At 66.5% G+C, this 17,499-nt stretch carries 14 protein-coding genes; 5 read left to right on the top strand and 9 right to left on the bottom strand.

The window, feature by feature from the left end; all coding sequences use genetic code 11:
• Nucleotides 1–17: 17 nt before the first annotated feature.
• Both QRM89_RS08305 and QRM89_RS08300 read right to left on the bottom strand, forming a co-directional pair.
• On the bottom strand, nucleotides 18–1,298 hold the full coding sequence (locus QRM89_RS08305) for an amidohydrolase family protein (RefSeq protein WP_175611679.1): 1,281 nt from the start codon (nucleotides 1,296–1,298) through the stop codon (nucleotides 18–20).
• The gene (locus QRM89_RS08300) at nucleotides 1,295–2,692 is read right to left on the bottom strand and encodes an amidohydrolase (protein ID WP_285447765.1); all 1,398 of its coding nucleotides are present in this window, start codon (nucleotides 2,690–2,692) and stop codon (nucleotides 1,295–1,297) included. Before QRM89_RS08300 ends, QRM89_RS08305 begins: the two co-directional genes overlap by 4 nt.
• A 134-nt stretch (nucleotides 2,693–2,826) precedes the next feature.
• On the opposite strand from QRM89_RS08300, the gene QRM89_RS08295 reads away from it, so the two are divergent.
• The gene (locus tag QRM89_RS08295) at nucleotides 2,827–3,393 is read left to right on the top strand and encodes a DUF924 family protein (RefSeq protein WP_285447764.1); all 567 of its coding nucleotides are present in this window, start codon (nucleotides 2,827–2,829) and stop codon (nucleotides 3,391–3,393) included.
• 331 nt (nucleotides 3,394–3,724) lie between these two features.
• On the opposite strand, the gene QRM89_RS08290 is transcribed toward QRM89_RS08295, so the two are convergent.
• On the bottom strand, nucleotides 3,725–4,594 hold the full coding sequence (locus QRM89_RS08290; RefSeq protein ID WP_285447763.1) for a hypothetical protein: 870 nt from the start codon (nucleotides 4,592–4,594) through the stop codon (nucleotides 3,725–3,727).
• Nucleotides 4,595–4,694: 100 nt separating this feature from the next.
• On the bottom strand, nucleotides 4,695–5,621 hold the full coding sequence (gene grxD, locus QRM89_RS08285) for a Grx4 family monothiol glutaredoxin (protein WP_285447762.1): 927 nt from the start codon (nucleotides 5,619–5,621) through the stop codon (nucleotides 4,695–4,697).
• A gap of 60 nt (nucleotides 5,622–5,681) precedes the next feature.
• Here grxD and QRM89_RS08280 point away from each other — a divergent pair, with 60 nt between their 5' ends.
• Nucleotides 5,682–6,458 carry a polysaccharide deacetylase family protein gene (locus QRM89_RS08280; RefSeq protein WP_285447761.1) on the top strand — a complete coding sequence of 259 codons (777 nt, stop codon included), beginning with the start codon at nucleotides 5,682–5,684 and terminating at the stop codon, nucleotides 6,456–6,458.
• Nucleotides 6,459–6,828: 370 nt separating this feature from the next.
• On the opposite strand, the gene QRM89_RS08275 is transcribed toward QRM89_RS08280, so the two are convergent.
• From QRM89_RS08275 to QRM89_RS08265, 3 genes are read right to left on the bottom strand one after another with little or no spacing between them, the layout of a single operon-like run.
• The gene (locus QRM89_RS08275) at nucleotides 6,829–7,500 is read right to left on the bottom strand and encodes a methyltransferase (protein ID WP_285447760.1); all 672 of its coding nucleotides are present in this window, start codon (nucleotides 7,498–7,500) and stop codon (nucleotides 6,829–6,831) included.
• 57 nt (nucleotides 7,501–7,557) lie between these two features.
• Nucleotides 7,558–8,181 (bottom strand): SGNH/GDSL hydrolase family protein, encoded by a 624-nt coding sequence (locus tag QRM89_RS08270; protein ID WP_285447759.1) that lies wholly within the window; start codon nucleotides 8,179–8,181, stop codon nucleotides 7,558–7,560.
• Nucleotides 8,181–9,452, bottom strand: a complete 1,272-nt coding sequence (locus QRM89_RS08265; protein ID WP_076038368.1) for a pyridoxal phosphate-dependent aminotransferase — start codon at nucleotides 9,450–9,452, stop codon at nucleotides 8,181–8,183. The genes QRM89_RS08270 and QRM89_RS08265 overlap by 1 nt, the downstream gene beginning before the upstream one ends.
• A gap of 153 nt (nucleotides 9,453–9,605) precedes the next feature.
• Here QRM89_RS08265 and rsgA point away from each other — a divergent pair, with 153 nt between their 5' ends.
• The 3 genes from rsgA (at nucleotide 9,606) to QRM89_RS08250 (ending at nucleotide 12,742) form a co-directional block, all read left to right on the top strand.
• Nucleotides 9,606–10,697 carry a ribosome small subunit-dependent GTPase A gene (gene rsgA, locus QRM89_RS08260; protein ID WP_285447757.1) on the top strand — a complete coding sequence of 364 codons (1,092 nt, stop codon included), beginning with the start codon at nucleotides 9,606–9,608 and terminating at the stop codon, nucleotides 10,695–10,697.
• Nucleotides 10,697–11,959 carry a flavohemoglobin expression-modulating QEGLA motif protein gene (locus tag QRM89_RS08255; protein WP_050912047.1) on the top strand — a complete coding sequence of 421 codons (1,263 nt, stop codon included), beginning with the start codon at nucleotides 10,697–10,699 and terminating at the stop codon, nucleotides 11,957–11,959. Before rsgA ends, QRM89_RS08255 begins: the two co-directional genes overlap by 1 nt.
• A 102-nt stretch (nucleotides 11,960–12,061) precedes the next feature.
• Nucleotides 12,062–12,742: a type 1 glutamine amidotransferase domain-containing protein gene (locus QRM89_RS08250; protein WP_225042409.1), complete on the top strand. Its 681-nt coding sequence runs from the start codon at nucleotides 12,062–12,064 to the stop codon at nucleotides 12,740–12,742.
• 320 nt (nucleotides 12,743–13,062) lie between these two features.
• Here QRM89_RS08250 and QRM89_RS08245 read toward each other — a convergent pair whose 3' ends face one another.
• Entirely contained in the window at nucleotides 13,063–14,973 is a 1,911-nt protein-coding gene (locus QRM89_RS08245) for an alpha-amylase family protein (RefSeq protein ID WP_285447959.1), read from the bottom strand.
• A 36-nt stretch (nucleotides 14,974–15,009) separates the two neighbouring features.
• Complete coding sequence (locus tag QRM89_RS08240) at nucleotides 15,010–17,466, bottom strand: TonB-dependent receptor (RefSeq protein ID WP_285447755.1); 2,457 nt, start codon at nucleotides 17,464–17,466, stop codon at nucleotides 15,010–15,012.
• Nucleotides 17,467–17,499 lie beyond the last annotated feature (33 nt).

Genomic DNA, 17,499 nt, shown 5'->3' with positions numbered 1-17,499 from the left:
CGTCTGCGCCGCGCAGCTCAGCGTTGGTAGGCGCGTGGCAACGGGCCGGCCTGCTGCAGATAGCGGTCGCGCAGATCGGTCTGGCGCGAGCGCATCGGCATGTCGCGCCCGCCCATCCAGACCTGTTCGGCGTAGTGCGCCACATCCAGCGGGTCGCCGTCCCACAGCACCAGGTCGGCCTGCTTGCCCACCGCAATGCTGCCGATGCGATCGCCCACGCCAAAGATCTCCGCCGGCACGCGGGTTAGCCCGGCCAGGCCGGATTCCCATGGCAGGCCATTGGCCACGGCATTACCGGCCAGCTGACGCAGCTTGCGTGCGTTGTGCGAGGCATCGCCGCTCTGGGTGAAGCTCACCTCCACGCCGGCTGCGCGCAGGCGTGCGGCGTTTTCCAGCGTGGCGCCGATCTGGTCGAAGGTGGAAGGCAGATCCGCCAACGCATCCACCAACACCGGCACCTTGGCCTGCGCCAGCTGCGGGGCGAGCTTCCACGCTTCGGTGCCGCCGGCAATGGCAATGCGCACCTTCTCGCGCTGCGCCCAACGCAGCAGCTGGCGAATGTCCGCAGCCCGTTCCACCTGCACCACAATGCGGCCCCGGCCGGCCAGATAGTTGGCCAGCACGCTGCGGCCAACGGGGGTGAGCAAGGCATGCGGCGAGTCTGCCGGCACGCGCCCGCGTGCTTCGGCCACCAGTTGATCGAGCAGCATCCACTGCGCGGCGCGTGAGCTGCCGGTCAGGTCCGACGCGGCCGCACCCAGACGAATGAACAAGGCATGCGGGCCGACCGGATCAGGTCCGCCGTCCAGGCGCACGATGCCGCCTTGGCCGGCGATGAACGCGCCGCTGGTGGTCGCCCCGAGCGCGGTGAAGCCGATGCCTTCCACGCGTGCTACCGGGATCAGCACCGAGTCCGGGTTGTAGGCCAGGGTGACGTCGAATTCCGGGCGCATCGGCTGCTCGGTCAGTTTGACGCCGCTGTCCACGGTGGCGGCTTCGCCAGACACTTCTTCGATACCGATCTCGGTGATGCCGCCAAACAGGGCCGGCGTCAGCGGGCGGCCCTTGGCCTCGACCACGCGGCCGTCGGTGGGCACGGCCAGGCCAGTGCCGATGGCGCGAATCACGCCGCCCTGCACCAGTACATCGGTATTGCGCAACGTGCCCTGGCTGGTGGCGGTGTGCACGGTGGCGCCGCGGATCAGCACCTGCTGCGCAACTGCCGGCAATGCCAGCGCAGCCAGCAAAACGGCAGACAACGCACGCAGGCGCGGGCGGCGGAACATGGCGCGGCTCATCGTGCCACCTCCTGGCCCAGCATGAAGTCGGAGACCGGTTGCAACCTGCGGTCGTGGCGGTCGTACACCTGCGCGCCGTCGATATACACCTGCTCGGCCAGTGCATAGGAACTGAAGGGGTTGCCGTTCCACACCACCATATCGCCCATCTTGCCCGGCTCCAGCGCACCGGTCTGTTGCTCGATGCCCAGCGCCTTGGCGGCGTTGCTGGTGAGCCAGCGGATGGCGCGTTCGGGCGGAATCTCCATGCCGGCGCGGCGCGCGTTGGCAATCACCTTCGCCGCTTCCTGATTGAGCCGCTGAATGCCTTCTTCCGAATCCGAATGCACGATGGCGCAGCTGTTGGCCGGGCGATCGACGATGGCGATGTTTTCCTGGATGCCGTCGAAGGCTTCCATCTTGAAGCCCCACCAATCGGCCCACAGCGCGCCGCAGACGTTTTCCTGCGCCAACCGGTCGGCCAGCTTGTAGGCCTCGACGCCGTGATGGAACGCGGCGATGTGGAAGCCGAACTCCTTGGCCAGGTCCAGCATGGTGGCCATTTCATCGGCGCGGTAGCAGTGGATGTGCACGCGGATGTCGCCGTTGATGGCACCGGCCAGCGTGTCCAGCTTGAGATCGCGCTTGCCACCGGCATCGCCGCTGCTGTCGTTGTCGCCGCCGCCGCTCCACCAGTGGCGCTTCTTCTCGCTCTTCTTGGGCGCGTTCTTGTTCGAGTATTCGGCCGCGTCGATGAAGGCCGCGCGGTAGCCGGCGACGTTGCCCATGCGCGTGGCCGGGCCGCCTTTCTCGCCATACACGCGCTTGGGGTTTTCGCCGCAGGCCATCTTCAGGCCCCACGGCGCACCGGGGAATTTCATGCCCTGGTAGGTGGTGGCCGCCACGTTCTTGAGCGTGACGCCACGGCCACCAATCAGATTGGCCGAACCGGGCAGCACCTGCAGCGAGGTGATGCCGCCAGCCAGTGCCGTGCCGAAGCCCGGGTCCTGCGGCCACACCGAATGCTCGGCCCACACGTTGGGGGTGACCGGGGCGGTCATTTCGTTGCCGTCGCTGTGCGCGCTGACGCCCGGGCTGGGGTACACGCCCAGGTGCGAGTGCACGTCGATGATGCCCGGCGTCACCCACTTGCCGCTGCCGTCGATGCGGCGCGCGTCGGCGGGCACCTCCAGGCCACGGCCGACCGCGGCCACCTTGCCGTCGCGGAGCAGCACGTCGGCATCGTCCAGACGCTGGCCGGTGCCGGTGAGCACGGTGGCATGCTGGATCAGCACCGGGCCAGAGGCGAGTGCGTGGTAGGTGCTGGGGTACGGGTCTTCGACAAAGCGCGACGCGGCCGCGGCGGGCCCGCACAGCACAGCCGCGCCCAGCGCGGCGAACAGGATGGAACGCATGGATTTCCCCGGTGGAACGAAAGACGTCTGCGCAAACCTAGCGGCCGGCGGCGCGCTTGCCAAGTGCTGATGGTCGCGGCGCAGCGGGCTCATCACGCCTGCAGGCGCATGCTGTGCCGTATTCATTGGGGAGAATGTCGATGATTGCCAAAACCGAACGCAACAAACAGGCCGATGTGGTGCTGGCTTTCTGGGAACTGGCCGGCGAGGCGCGCTGGTTCACCCGCAACGACGCCTTCGACGCCAACGTGCGCCAGCATTTCAGCGAACAGCATTTTGCCGCGGCACGGGGCGAGTACGCTGATTGGATGACCCGCGCCGAAGATGCGTTGGCGTTGTTGTTGCTGCTCGACCAGATTCCGCGCAACGCGTTCCGGGGCAGTGCGCACGCCTATGCCACCGACGGCCTGGCGCTGTTCTACGCCAAGCAGGCCATTGCACGCGGCTTCGACCAGCAGGTATCAGCGCAATTGCGCCTGTTCTTCTATCTGCCATTCGAGCATGCGGAGGAGTTGCAAGAGCAGGCACGCTCGGTGACATTGATCACCACGCTCGGCGAGGCCGAGACCACGCGCTATGCGCTGGAGCACCAGCAGATCATTCAGCGCTTCGGTCGTTTCCCGCATCGCAATGCCGTGCTGGGGCGCGAGACCACCGTCGAAGAGCAGCAGTTTCTCGACGAAGGTGGGTTTGCCGGTTAGGCGGTTGATGAGTGCGGCGCGGGCTGCCCCCATTGGGTATGACGGCGAGCCTGGCATCTGCGCGCAGGCGCTGAAGCAGGCACTGAAGACAGTGTTGACTGCCCGGGTGGCGTGCGTCTGGATCTGCGAGCAGCCAAATGCGTGGGCGCACGCAGTGTTGAAGCGTGCGCGCCCAGCCGATTTTGGGAGATGTTGATGACTGAGCAGATCGCGTTGTCTGCACCTCAACGCAATCGCGTGGATGGACGCATGCAGGGCTGATCTGCGCGCGTCCAAGCCAATCACGCGTTTTCATGCATCGACAGGCGGCTCCCTGCACGCGTTCGATGCCTCAGCAGCCGCCCATCAAGGTCTCGCTCTGCCAGCGGTCGCCTTCGCCCAGCAGTAGATAGAAACCGTAGGTTTCATAGCCGCTGTCAGACAGCACGAAGTCCAGCGTGGCGTTGCCGTCGATGTCGCCGAACTGCAGCAAGTGCGTGCTGCGTGGCAGGCCTTCGCAGTCGTCGCAGCCATTCTCGGCGTTGCCCTGGCGCAGCTGCCAGCGTTGGCCGGTGTGCTCCAGCAGGGCGAACACCGTGAGCACGCCGGTAGGGCTTTCGGTGTTGCCGGTCTGGGTGGGGTGGCTCTGGGTGAGCACGGCCACGCGGCGTTGCGGTGCGCGCGCATCGGTGAAGATCTGCAGCGACGCGGCATCGTTGGCACGGTCTGCCGCAAATGCCGCCAACGCCTTGTTCAATGCCGCCGGCTTGACCTTCTGCCGCAGCTGCGCGCTCTCACCAAGCAGGCGGAGCAGCTCGGTCTGCTCGGTGGGCGTGGCCGTGCGCGTTGCAAAGCGCTGGCCCGGGTTGAGGTCTGCCGACGACAGCAAGACCGGCCTGGTCGGCGATGTCGCGCCCTTGAAGCGCAGGCGCGCGGTGCCGCCGCACATGCTGTTGTCGTCCACGCTCAATGCGGTCAGGCGCACTGCGCCGGTGGAGGCGCCTGCATCGAACAGCTGCAGCGGCTGGCCGATCAGCGAGCGCGGCATGGTGGCTTCCTGCACCACGCCACGGCCCAACCACACCGGCACGTATTCGAACGGCTCATCCGCCGGCTGGGTGTCGTAGGTCTGCACCAGCAGCACCGCGCGCGGCGGTGCGGCGGCGTGGGCGGCCAGCGGCAGCAGGGCGGTGAGGGCGAGGGAAAGCAATCGGCAGTGCATGCGCATCGGTGTCCTTGTGATGGGAGGCATGAAAAAACGGACGCTCCATGGGAGCGCCCGTTTGGGTGTTACGGCGGCCGTGCGTGGCCACCCGGCGTGCTCAGTACTTGGGCACGCCGTTGTCCACCGCGTCCGACCAGGCATCGATGCCGCCGGTGACGTTGTAGACGTTGGTAAAGCCCAGGCCGCGGAAATGCTCGGCCGCCTGCAGGCTGCGCCCGCCGCGGTGGCACAGGAACGCCAGCGGGGTGTCCTTGGGCAGTTGCTCGATCTCCAGGCGCTCGTGTGCGTCCAGGGTGCGGAACGGCGCTGCCACCGTGGCCAGCGCACGCTCATCGGCCGGGCGCACGTCCACCAGAGTCAGCGTACCGGCCTTGAGACGGTCGTCGGCATCGCGCACCGCCAGCTCCTGCACCGGCTTGGGCGCGTTGGGGTTGTCGATGGCCAGGCCGCGGCCACGGATGTCGTCCACCCAGTCGATGGTGATGCCGTCGGCGCGGCGCGCGCTGGCCAGGTCGAACTGCACGCGCAGCCCGTTGGACTCGGCGGCGATAGCGTTCGGGTTGGTCGGCGCCAGCTGGAAGTTCGGCTGGAAATTGGCATCGATGGCCAGCGTCAGCGAGGCATCCGGTGCATCGGCCAACGCACCCTTGAGCATCTCGACCGCAGCCGGGGTGATGGTGATCTTGGGCGGGCTGCGGTCCGGTGCCTGCAGGCCGAGCATGCTGCTCAGCTCGCCGCTGTCGGCCATCTGCACGATGATGTCGCTGCCGCCGATCAGCTCGCCATCCACATACAGCTGCGGAATGGTCGGCCAGTCGCCGTAGGCCTTGATGCCTTCGCGGATCTCCTGGTCGGCCAGCACGTTGACGTGGGCATAGTCGATGCCCAGGCCGTCCAGCACGCCGATGGCCTTGGCCGAGAAGCCGCACTGCGGCATGCCGGGCTGGCCTTTCATGAAGAGGACCACGCGGTTGGATTGCAGCAGCGTATCGATGCGGGAACGCAGGGCGGGATCGAGGGACATGGCAGCACTTCGGTCAGATCGTGGAGGCCGACCATTCTACGCCCCGTGGCATCATGAGGCATGACCACGCTGGAAACGCTGTATCGCATCCCCTCGCACCCGTATCGCTGGGTCGGCTGGCTGGCCGTCTCGCAGCTGGCCGTGGCGCTGCTGTGGTGGCGGCTGGGCTGGGCCTGGGGCCTGCCGGCGTTGCTGCTCTCGCATGCCTTGTTCGTTGCCCCGGTGTTCCTGCCGCGTGCACGCCTGTATGCACCGGTGGTGTCGCGCTTGCCCGGGCACGGGCCGCAGGTGTGGCTGACCATCGACGATGGCCCTTCCGACGACACCGTGGCCATGCTCGATCTGCTCGATGCGCACCGCGTCAGCGCCACCTTCTTTGTGGTGGGCGAACGCGCCGCACAGCGGCCTGAACTGGTGCGCGAAATCGTGCGCCGCGGCCATGGCATCGGCAATCACAGCCACAGCCATCCGCAGGCCTGGTTCTGGGCGCTCGGCCCGCGCCGCATGGCGCGCGAGATCGGCGACGCGCAACAGGCGCTGACGGCCATTACTGGCCAGCCACCGCGGCTGTACCGCTCGGTGGTGGGCATGACCAATCCCTTCGTTGCCGCCGCGCTGCGTAAGCACGGCCTGACCCGCGTGGCCTGGAGCGCACGTGGCTTCGACGGCGTGCGCTGCGAACCCGACACCACGGTGGCGCGCATCGTGCGCGACCTCTCACCGGGCGCCATCGTGCTGCTGCACGAGGGCGCCGCGCACGGCCACAACGTCACCATCCTGCGCGGTGTGCTGGAGGCGATGCAGGCGCGTGGATTGGTCGCGCGGCGCCCGGATTGACGGCGCGGCTGCGTTGTAAATCCGCTCTCGCGGAACACGGCGACGCATGCACAAGGCGTGCGCAGTGCCATTCATGACATCGCTGTTCGGCCGACGTCTGATGAGCTGAGTTTTGCAGATCACGCCATAGGAGGAGGCGATCGCATGCTTCGGCAATGCATTTTCGGTAGTCAAGGTCCGATGCCTAGCCGATGGCATTTGAAAATGCATCGTCCTTACGGACGCCGCCGCAGGCCGACATCCGTCGCTACGCACTGCGTCAGCACGAAAGATGCGACGAAACCGGATACGCACAAGAGTTCACCATTTTTTTTTGACAACGTGCAGCTCACCGTTCCCCGCAACGCAGCGGGGGGACCGGCAGCACCGCTCAGCGCGGCTCGGCCACGATCAGCCAGTTGTTGAATGGCGTGTTGCCGTAGAGCGGCGTAAACGTCGCACGCAGCCCGGCGGCATCCAGCTGCGCCTGCAGGCTGTCGCGGGTGGGATAGCTGCGCGGCATGCGCTGCATCCAGCCGCTCAGGTGCGCCAGCACGTCGGTGACGCGGCTGGTGCGGCCACGGCCGCTGGCATCGCCCAGCGCGCTGCGGATGACCAGTTTGGCGCCGGGGGTCAGCATCTGCGCCACGCTATGCAGCAGGCTGGCCTGCATGTCGGCCTGCAGATACTGCAACACGTCCAGGATGGTGACGCTGCCACTGTGTTGCGGCCACGCTACGCTCAGATCGACCACGGCGAATTGCGTATTGCCCAGCGCCGAGCGCTGTGCGATGTGCTGCGCGCGGCGGATTTTGGACGCATCCACATCCACGCCGTGATACCCCAGCGTCTGGCCATCGGCGCGCAATGCATGGGCCAGCAGCCCAAGCCCGCAGCCCAGGTCCAGCACCGGCGCGGTGGTGCTGCGCAACTCTGCCAGCACGCCGGGATACAGCGGGTCGGTGCGCAGCTTGGCCTGCGTGTAGTAATAATCGTAGCGATTGCCCAACGGATGCGGCGGCAGAAACGCGCGTGCGATCGCCAGCGCCTGCGGGCGGCTCATGGGTTGGGTGGCGGTGGTGTGCAATGTCGGTCCTTGGCAGTGAGGCGTCTAACGCGGCTAGCTGAGTGCGTCGCGCGCGGCGGGCAGCGCCAGCGCAGTCCAGCGCGCATACATCGCACCGGACGGATGCAGGCCATCATCGACGAGCATGTCCGGCGCATCGCCGCCGTCGCGGCTGGTGGCGGTGATGTCGACAAAGCGCACCGCGCGTGCCGCGCAGCGTTCGGCGGCCACCGTGTTGAATGCATCGATCTGTGCGGCGATCAGGGCCGCATCGCGTCCTTGTGCGCGCGCGAATGGGGTCAGCCCCCAATCGGGAATCGACAGCACCACCACGCGTTCGGGCCGCGTATCGGCAAAGCCAATCGCGCGCAGCAATAAGTCGTCGAACTCGGTGCGGTAGGCGTCCAGCGTGCGCTCGCGGTATTGATTGTTCACCCCAATCAACAGGCTCACCAGATCGAACGGACCCTGCGGCGCGGCCGCGTCGATCCCGGCCTGCAGCTCGTCGATGGTCCAGCCGGTGGTGGCGATGATTTGCGGTGCTGCCACCGGCCAGCCGTAGGCCCGCAGGCCTTCGGCCAGTTGCTCCGGCCAGCGCTGCTCGGCGGCGACGCCCTCGCCGATGGTGTAGGAGTCGCCCAGCGCCAGATAGCGCCGCGGCAGGCCGGCCGCCGCCATCACGCCACGCTGCGCGACTTGAGCGGCACGACCTTGGTCACCGCCTCTGCACGCCGCGTCAGGGCGCGATCGATGCGCGCAAATACATCGCGCATCACCGCAGCTTCGGGCATCAGCGTTACGCGGAAATGGTGGCGATACGGCACGTTGAAGCTGGAGCCCGGCACCACCAGCACGCCCTCGTCGTTCATCAGATCCAGCGCGAAGGTGTGGTCGTCGAAATTACGCGCCGCCGGCCCCACCACTGCCGGGAACGCATACAGCGCGCCGGCCGGTGCAACCAACGACAGATGCGTGCTAGCCGCGCATGCTTCGATCACCGCGCGGCGGGTCTCGTACAAGCGTCCACCCGGCGCGCACAGCGCCGAGATGGTGTCCGGCCCGTTGACTGCGGCATCGATCGCGTACTGGCCCGGCACATTCGCGCATAGGCGCAGCGCGCCGAGTAGGTCCATGGCGTTGCGCAGATCGTTGATGCGCGATTGCTCGCCGGACAACAGCGCCCAGCCCACCCGCCAGCCGCAGGCGCGGTGCACCTTGCTCAGCCCGCTGAAGGTGATGCACGGGTGCTCGCCGGCCAGCGGTGCCACCGGCACAAACGCCGCGCCGTCGTACAGCACCTGGTCGTAGATCTCGTCCACCATCAACAGCAGGTTGTGCTTGACCGCGATGGCGACGATGCGCTCCAGCAACTCGCGCGAATAACTGGCGCCGCTGGGGTTGTTCGGATTGATCAGCACGATGGCGCGGGTGCGCGACGACACCAACGTTTCAATTTCCACCGGGTCCGGCTGGAAGCCATTCTCCGGCGCGCAGCGGTAATACACCGGGCGGCCGTCGTTGAGGATGGTGGCCGCCGACCATAGCGGGTAGTCGGGCGAGGGCACCAGCACTTCATCGCCGGGGTTGAGCAGGGCGCGCAGGGACAGGTCGATCAGCTCGCTGACGCCGTTGCCGATAAAGATCCGGTCCGGATGCGCATCCGGATGCTGGCGACGCGCATACGCGGCCGCGATCGCCTCGCGTGCTTCCGGCAGGCCCTGCTGATGCGTATAGGGGTCGGTGCGGCCCATGTCGTCGGCAATCGCACGCTGCAGATGCTCCGGCGCACGGAACCCGAATGCACCGGGGTTGCCGATGTTGAGCTTGATCAGCTTGCGGCCCTGCGCCTCCAACTCCCGCGCTCGCCGCGCCAGTTCGCCCCGGATCTCGTAGCGGACTTCGGACAGGCGCTCGCGGATGGCGAGCGGCTTTTGCGGGGCGGTGGACATACGGCAGGCCGGTTGTAGGCGTGAGGCTTGGCATGGTAGCGGAAATATGACAAGCGGACATGCTTGCATTGGCAACAATGTCAAGTGCACGACAAGCGCTCCGATCACGCTTGAATGCACAAGCGGCCCAGGTTGGACCGCTAGAATCCGCACATGAGCGACACATCCCCCAACTACCACACCCTTCAATCTATCGGCTGGCCCTGGCCTGGCCCTCCCGAGGACCCGGCCTGGCAGGCGATCTTTGCGGCGCATCCACAAGCGTTGCCGGCGCGGGTGGTGGAGCAGCACCGCACCGGTTATGTGGTGGCCGATACGCCGGAGGCCAGTCTCAAGGCCGAGTCGTTGCCGGAATGGCAGCGGCCGCGCTTTCCCAGCCATGAGCGGGCGTCGGTGGGGGATTGGGTGCTGATGGAGGGCAAGCGCATCGTGGCGTTATTGCCGCGTCGCACCTCGATCAAGCGCGGCGCGGCAGGCGAGCATTACCACCAGCAGGTGATCGCGGCCAATATCGATACGGTGTTCATCGTGTGCGGGCTGGATGCGGACTTCAATCCACGGCGGATCGAGCGCTACCTGCTGCTGGTTGGCGGGGGCGGTGCCGAACCGGTGGTGGTGCTGACCAAGGCCGACCAGACCGAGTATGCCGACGACGCATTGGCGGTGCTGGAAGAATTGGCCGCGCAAGACATTCCGCTGCTCACGGTCAATGCGAAGGACCCGGCCAGCGTGACGGCGCTGCGGCCGTGGCTGGGCGATGGCCGCACCGCGGTGCTGGTGGGCTCGTCCGGCGCGGGCAAGTCGACGCTGACCAACACCTTGCTCGGCACGCAGAAGATGAAGACCAACGCGGTGCGCGAGAACGATTCGCGCGGCCGCCACACCACCACGCACCGCGCGTTGATTCCGTTGCCGTCCGGTGCCTGCCTGATCGATACGCCCGGCATGCGCGAGCTCAAGCCCACCGGCGAGGAAGACCTGGCCGAGGGCGGTTTCTCCGATGTGGAGGCATTGGCTGCGCAATGCCGTTTCAACGATTGCGCGCATATCGCCGAACCCGGTTGTGCGGTGCGTGCGGCGATCGAGGCCGATACGCTGGATCCGGAGCGCGTGGCCAACTACATGAAGCTGCGCGTGGAAGTGGCCAGCGCGGCCGAAAAACTCGCCACCCGTGTTGCGCAGAACAATCGCGGCAAGGGCTCGGGCAAGCGGCCTGCCAGCGTCGATCGTCCCGGACGGCGCTGATGCCATCGCGCAAGGGGCCGCCGGACATCGTCCATCACGCGGCGCTGGATGCGCGTCTGGTCAAGGCGGTGCGCGGGGTCAAATTGCTCGCCTTGGCGAGCTGGCCTCGGGCCTTGCAGGAGCCCTTCCTGCAAAGCGTGGCGCGCGGGCAGCCAGAACTGCCGCAGGTGGAGTACCCGGTACTGGATTTTGGCGACACCCGGCGCGAACTGGCCGTCATTGCGAAGGCCGCCGACCCGCAGCATCCGCTCGGCGCGTATTTGATCGATTCGGCGCATAGCTGGGGGCTGGCGGCCGGGTTGCTGGAATCGCTGGGCACCGCAGCGGTCAGTGATTACTCGGCACAGCTGTTTGGCGTGCCGGACGACCCGATGCCGGGCAACGGGCCGAGCACGCGCGAGGCTGCGCGGCACTTCATCCAGATCGCGCAGGAGCTGGACCGCGAATTGCTGGCGCCGGAAGAACAGGTGCCGGTGTCGGCCACCGCGTTGCGGATGCAGTTGCAGAACGATCTGGATGCGTTTTTCGAAGGCCGCGTGATTACGGTGACGCTGGACCCGGACCTGCTGGCCAAGGCCGCGGCCGGTGCGCACCGCATCCGGCTGCGCAGCGGCGCGACCTTCAGCGATTACGACCGCGCGCAGTTGTTCCATCACGAAGCATTGGTGCACTCGCTCACGGCGCTCAACGGGCGTGCGCAGCTGCACCTGCCCAGCCTGGGGATTTCTTCGCCACGCACCACCGCCACGCAGGAAGGCCTGGCGACCTTTGCCGAGCAGATCACCGGCAGCATCGACATCGAACGCATGAAGCGCATCAGCCTGCGCATCGAAGCGATTGCGATGGCGCGCTCCGGCGCGGATTTCATCGAGATCTTTCGCTATTTCACCGAGAGCGGGCAAAGCCCGCCGGAAAGTTTTTCCTCCGCGCAGCGCGTGTTCCGCGGCGTGCCGACCAGCGGTGGCGGTGCGTTTACCAAGGACACGGTGTACCTGCGCGGGCTGGTGGCGGTGCATACGTTCTTCCGGCATGCCTTGCAGCGCGATCAGTTGCAGCGCTGCCGGTATTTGTTCGCCGGCAAGATGGCACTGGGTGATGTGGCGCGCTTTGCCCCGTTATTCGAGAGCGGTGTGCTGGTGGCGCCACGCTGGCTGCCGCCGTGGGTGAGCCGTGTCAGCGGGCTGGCCGGCATGCTGGCGTTCTCGCTATTTGCGAACCGCATCCGCATGGATCAGCTGCAGCCGCCAGCGATGAATGTCTGAACCGTGCGCGCGGCGCCCACGCACTCTACACGGCGCTGCAACGGGCTGAACCGCAGACTGGCCGCCTTGCCCGAGTCCGGGGCGATAACCCAAGGCAATCCAATGAATGTTCTGATGGTGCTCACCTCCCACGACCAGCTGGGCGACACCGGCAAGAAGACCGGCTTCTGGCTGGAAGAATTCGCCGCGCCGTACTACGTGTTCAAGGACGCAGGCGCGCAGATCACCCTGGTCTCGCCGAAGGGCGGCCAGCCGCCGCTGGACCCGAAGAGTGACGAGCCCGACGCGCAGACCGAGGCGACCAAGCGCTTCAAGCAGGATCCAGAAGCCCAGCAGGCGCTGGCAAGCACGCACCGCCTGGCCGACATCAAGGCAGACGCGTTCGATGTGCTGTTTTACCCGGGTGGTCATGGCCCGCTGTGGGATCTGGCCGAAGACGCGCACTCGATCGCCTTGATCGAAGCGTTCGCCACTGCCAACAAGCCACATGGTCTGGTCTGCCACGCACCGGGCGCGCTGCGTCGGGTCAAGGGCGCCGACGGCAAGCCGCTGGTCAATGGTCGCCGCGTCACTGGCTTCACCAACGGCGAAGAGGAAGGCGTGGGTCTGACTAAGATCGTGCCGTTCCTGGTGGAAGACGTGCTGATCGAGCTCGGTGGCCAGTATGAAAAGGGTGCCGACTGGGGCGTGCATGTGGTTACCGACGGCATGCTGGTGACTGGCCAGAATCCGGCTTCGTCCGAGAAGACTGCGGAAACGCTGTTGAGCCTGGGCAAGCGCTGAGATGCAGCTGCTGGCGCGGAAACGCGCTAGTGCAGCAACTCATCTGTGCGGCGGCGCGGCCTTCGTGGTCGTCGGGTCGAGCAAATGCGATGAGAAAAAGCACGCCCTGACCGGCGTGCTTTTTTATTGCCGATGTACACGCTGCAATGCAGTGTTGGCTGAGTGCGGAACCTCATCGTACTGATGAAGCGCTGGCGTCGAGTCGGCAAGGCACTCCAGTGCCTCGCGCATCAAGCATCGACACGCGACGCGCACCACGGCCGCTACTCAGGGCGGGGGGACGTCGGCTTTGCCGAGTGCGGTCTAGATCAACCCATGATTCAACGACGCTGCAACCAGCGCACGCCATAGGCAGGAAGCAACAGCTCCGTACGCGGTTCGGGCGCATCGCCAGTGCCGTCGGTGTCCAGCACAGCCCATTGCGCATGCCCGGTTTGGGTCAGATCCACCGGCAGCGGCACCTCGCTGAAATTGTGCACCGCCAGGAAGCTGTCGCCACGCGTCAGCGCGAATAGCCGTGCATCAGCTAGGGAAATGCTTCCCAGCGATTGAGTGGCAGCCAGCGCAGGCAAGCCCGCACGCAGCCGGATCAACGCACGCAAACGCGTGTACACGGTACCTGCCAACGTGGAGAGGTCATGCCGTTGCGCGGCCAGCTCCCATGCCATCGCCGGGCGATGCAGCCAGCGTCCTTCGTGGCGCCGCTGCGCATCGTCCAGGTAGGCGTTGTCGTTGGGTAGCGCGAGTTCATCGCCCATGTAGATCAGCGGAACACCCGGCATCGCCAGCGACACGGCGTAGAGCAACACCAGGCGGTCCACCGCACGGGCGGCCGCCGCCGCATCGGCGTGTTCGTGCGCAGCCTGCACGCCCACCAATGCCGCGCTCATGCCATTGGTGCCGTGCACGCCATCGCCGCTGCTCTGGAAACTTTCGCCGCGCGCGTAACTGCCGGGCACGGCGTTGGCGTAGAACTGCGCCACCTCGCGCAGCGAGAACGGCGGTTGCGCGGCAGTGCCGGCGGCCTCGTGCTGCAACACGTTCCAGCCGATGTCGTCATGGCAGCGCACGTAGCTGAGCCAGGCGCAGTTGGGCGGCAGCGGTGGGCTGTGGGCGATCACGTCCTGCAGGATGTCGCCGCGTTGCAGGGCCAGTGCCGACCAGCCAGCCGCCATCAGCGTGCTGTGATAGGCCAGGTGACACTCGTGCCCGCGCTGCACGCCGCTGCCGAAGTAGGGCGGCAGTTCTGCCATCGGCACGATGGCTTCGGCCTTCATCACCACCGAGGGCGCCACGATGTCGGCCACGGCACGCAATGCCACCAAGATGGTGTGTGCCTCGGGCTGGTTCATGCAGTTGGTGCCCGGGCGTTTCCACAGGTACGCCGTGGAATCGAGCCGGAACGCTTCCACGCCTAGATTGGCCAGCTCCAGCATCGCCAATGCCATCTCGCCGAACACCGCCGGGTTGCTCCAGTTCAAATCCCACTGATAGGGATAGAACGTGGTCCACATCCACTGCCGGGTCTCGTCCACCCAGGTGAAGTTGCCGGGCGCGGTCTGCGGGAATACCTGCACCAGGGTGGTGTCGTACTGGTCCGGTGCGCTGCGGTCGGCGAAGTGATGGTAGTAGTCGAGATAACGCGTATCGCCAGCGCGTGCGGCCTGTGCCCAGGCGTGGTCGTCGGCGGTGTGGTTGAGCACGAAATCCGCGCACAGGCTGATGTTGGCCGCGCGCAGGCGTGCGGTGAGTGCGACCAGATCGTCGTTGCTGCCCAGGGCCGGTTCCACCTGGCCGTAATCGCTGACCGCAAAGCCGCCGTCGTTGTCGCCGGCGCGTGCGCGCAGGAATGGCAGCAGGTGCAGATACCGTACGCCCAGTTCCTGCAGATACGGAACGCGCTCGGCAACACCGCGCAGCGTGCCGGCAAAACGGTCCACGTAGGCGCTGTAGCCCAGCATGTCCTGCTGGCCGAACCAGCCCGGTGCGCGGCTGTCGTCGAGGTGCCGCAAGGCCGCTGGCCGCGCCTGCGCGACCACGCCCAGTGCGCTCAGCCACTGTGGCAACCAGCTGGCGTAGTCGGCACGGTTGCCGTAGAGCGTGGACAGCGCGTCGAACAGGCGCGGGGCATGCGTATCGAAACGCGCCAGTGTTGCTGCGGCAGTGGACGGATCCAGTGCGGCGGCAACGCTGGCGCGCAGTGCAGCGGCATCGATGGGGGAGGAAGCGATCATGGGGAAAGCCGGGCAGGGCCCGGCGCGGGTCCTTTAAAAGTCGTAGCGCAGGCTGAGGCTGGTGGTGCGGCCGGCGATCGAACGTGCGCGGATGATGCCGTTGGCCGGAATGGTGGCTTCCTCGGCTTCGGTCAGCCCGAACGTGTTGAACAGGTTGTTGACGTTCAACGCGACGGTGAACGCATCGGTGATGCGGTAGTCACCGAACAGGTTCACCTGCGTGTAGCCCGGCATCTTCAGCTGGTTGGAATCCTGCGTGTAGGCCTCGGTGGTGCCGATCAGGTTCACGCCGAACTGGTAGCCGTCGCCGCGGTAGCTCGGGGTGAGCTGCCACACGAAGTCGGCCTGGCGACGCGGCACGTTGCCGGTGTTCTCCGGAGTGATCTGGTCCCTGGCGATTTCTGCATCGGTCCAGGTCACGCCGCCGTTGACGGTGAAGCCCTCGTAGCGGTAGCTGGCTTCCAGCTCGATGCCGTGCGCCTTGTAGCTACGGTTGAAGAAGCGCTGGCTGGTGACTTCGAAGTTCTGCTCCTGGGTGCGCGCTGCAAATGCAGTGGCAAACAGGCTCAGGCCGTCGCGGCGCCACTTCAGGCCGGCTTCGGTCTGCCGTACCACGTTGACCGCTTCATCGGAGGTCACCGAGCCATCGTCGCGGATCACGCCGAACAGCAGGCGGTCGGCATTGGCGCGTGCGCCACGGCTGACGCGTGCGAATGCGCCGAGGTCGTCGTTGATCAGGTAATTGCCGCCCAATGAGTACGACAGGTAATTCCAGTCGTAGTCCACTGGGCGCGCATTGGCGGTGTCCACCGTGGCCACGCGCTGCTCTACCGGCTGGATTACGCCATCGCCATTGACGTCCAGGTTTTGCGCGATGGCGGTGCCGGAATAGTTGCCGCGTGCATCGCCCATGTCGTAGCGCAGGCTGCCGTCGATGCTGAGCTTGCCGCTGTCGAAGGTGAGCGCCACGTACGGTGCGTTGACGTCGTAGCGCACGTCGTAGCTGCGGGTGATGCAGCAATCGCCCCAGAACGGTGTGCCGTAGGCGTACAGGCCGTTCTGCGAGCGCGACACGCCTGCGGCGTCGACCACGTTGAGCAGGCGCGAGTCGCGGCCCAGGCTCTGCACGTAGGAGTTCCAGGTCCAGTCCATGTCGATGGTCTGGCGCGAGGTGTAGTAGCCCATGCGCAGGTTGAGGGTGCGGCCGTCACCGCCGAACTCACGCGAGAGGCTGAGGTCGTTGGTGACATTGCCCAGATCGTTGATGGCGACATTGAACAGATGCGTGCGGATGGCCGTGCCGGTGTAGGCCTGGCCGGCATTGGCGCCACTGGCTTCCACCAGCTGCGCGCCAGCGCCGCCGATGGACGATGCCAGCGCGGCGGCATCGGTGACTTCGGCCGGGAACGGGCTGACGAAGCGGCCGCTGTTGTCGGCGATACGGAATTTATCGCTCAGGTTCCAGCCATTGCCCAGGTCGAACCAGGCTTCGGCGCCGATGGTGCGGGAGATCGGGTGCATGCCGTCGCCCAGGTCGGTGCGGCGCGGCTGGTTGTTGCCATCCAGGCCAACATCGGTGCGGAAATTACGGCTGTACAAGGTGTCGTTGCCGGGATCGAACCCGGGGAAGCCGCCCAGGTCCGGCGAGCCGTCGCGGCCACGCACCGAGGTGGGCACCGGCAAATAGCCGGCGGCACGGTCGTTGAGGTATTTGCCGTACACACGCACGTAGCCGTTCTCGAACAGGCGGGTGAGGTTGGCCTTGAGTTGGCCGCCCTTGTCGGTGGTGTAGCCGGCATCGCGCACACCGTCGCCCTGGCGGAAGAAGCCGCCGATGTTGAACTGCCAGTGCTCGGCAAACGGCGCGCCGTAATTGAAGTCGATACGGGTGTTGTCGTAGTCCAGGCCGCGACTGACGCCGACGCTGCCGCCTTCGGTGTCGCCGGTCTTGCTGATGAAGTTGATGATGCCGCCGGGCGCATTGCTGGTAAACGTCGAGGCCGAACCGCCGCGGATCGCTTCGATGCGATCCATCGTGAAATCCGAGCGCAGGAAGATATCGGAATTGCCGAAGGCGATATCGCCGAACTCCATCACCGGCAGGCCGTCTTCCTGCAGCTGCAGGAACTTGGCGCCACCCGAAGCGACGGGGAGGCCGCGCACGGCGATATTGGCATTGCCTTCGCCGCCGCTGGACTCGGAGCGGATGCCGGGAATGTTGCGGAAGATTTCCGCGGTGCTGCGCGGGGCCGATTGCTCGATCGCCTCGGCACCGACGGTGCTCACCGACACGCTGGACTTGAGCTTGGTGGTGGCGGTGGAGGTGCCGGTGACGAACACCGAATCCAGGTTGACCGCGGCGCTGTCGGCGGCCGGCGGGGTGGCGGGCGCGGGCGGGGTGGCGTCCTGGGCCAGCGCGAGCGGCGCGCACAGGCAGGTGGTGACCGCGCAGGCCAAAGCGTGCAGGCGCAGGGTGTGCAAGGTGGACATCGCGATTCTCTCTCTCACGGATGGTGGTGTGTC

Source organism: Xanthomonas sp. LMC-A-07 (assembly GCF_030208825.1).
GTDB classification, from domain to species: Bacteria; Pseudomonadota; Gammaproteobacteria; order Xanthomonadales; family Xanthomonadaceae; genus Xanthomonas; species Xanthomonas campestris.
The sequence above is the reverse complement of the archived record's forward strand: the minus strand, read 5'-3'. Positions and strand labels throughout refer to the sequence as shown.

What these genes read in the sequence shown, in the direction of transcription:
- QRM89_RS08305 (WP_175611679.1), bottom strand. Translation starts at nt 1,298, where the DNA reads ATGAGCCGCGCCATGTTCCGCCGCCCGCGCCTGCGTGCGTTGTCTGCC.
- QRM89_RS08300 (WP_285447765.1), bottom strand. Translation starts at nt 2,692, where the DNA reads ATGCGTTCCATCCTGTTCGCCGCGCTGGGCGCGGCTGTGCTGTGCGGG.
- QRM89_RS08295 (WP_285447764.1), top strand. Translation starts at nt 2,827, where the DNA reads ATGTCGATGATTGCCAAAACCGAACGCAACAAACAGGCCGATGTGGTG.
- QRM89_RS08290 (WP_285447763.1), bottom strand. Translation starts at nt 4,594, where the DNA reads ATGCACTGCCGATTGCTTTCCCTCGCCCTCACCGCCCTGCTGCCGCTG.
- grxD (WP_285447762.1), bottom strand. Translation starts at nt 5,621, where the DNA reads ATGTCCCTCGATCCCGCCCTGCGTTCCCGCATCGATACGCTGCTGCAA.
- QRM89_RS08280 (WP_285447761.1), top strand. Translation starts at nt 5,682, where the DNA reads ATGACCACGCTGGAAACGCTGTATCGCATCCCCTCGCACCCGTATCGC.
- QRM89_RS08275 (WP_285447760.1), bottom strand. Translation starts at nt 7,500, where the DNA reads ATGAGCCGCCCGCAGGCGCTGGCGATCGCACGCGCGTTTCTGCCGCCG.
- QRM89_RS08270 (WP_285447759.1), bottom strand. Translation starts at nt 8,181, where the DNA reads ATGGCGGCGGCCGGCCTGCCGCGGCGCTATCTGGCGCTGGGCGACTCC.
- QRM89_RS08265 (WP_076038368.1), bottom strand. Translation starts at nt 9,452, where the DNA reads ATGTCCACCGCCCCGCAAAAGCCGCTCGCCATCCGCGAGCGCCTGTCC.
- rsgA (WP_285447757.1), top strand. Translation starts at nt 9,606, where the DNA reads ATGAGCGACACATCCCCCAACTACCACACCCTTCAATCTATCGGCTGG.
- QRM89_RS08255 (WP_050912047.1), top strand. Translation starts at nt 10,697, where the DNA reads ATGCCATCGCGCAAGGGGCCGCCGGACATCGTCCATCACGCGGCGCTG.
- QRM89_RS08250 (WP_225042409.1), top strand. Translation starts at nt 12,062, where the DNA reads ATGAATGTTCTGATGGTGCTCACCTCCCACGACCAGCTGGGCGACACC.
- QRM89_RS08240 (WP_285447755.1), bottom strand. Translation starts at nt 17,466, where the DNA reads ATGTCCACCTTGCACACCCTGCGCCTGCACGCTTTGGCCTGCGCGGTC.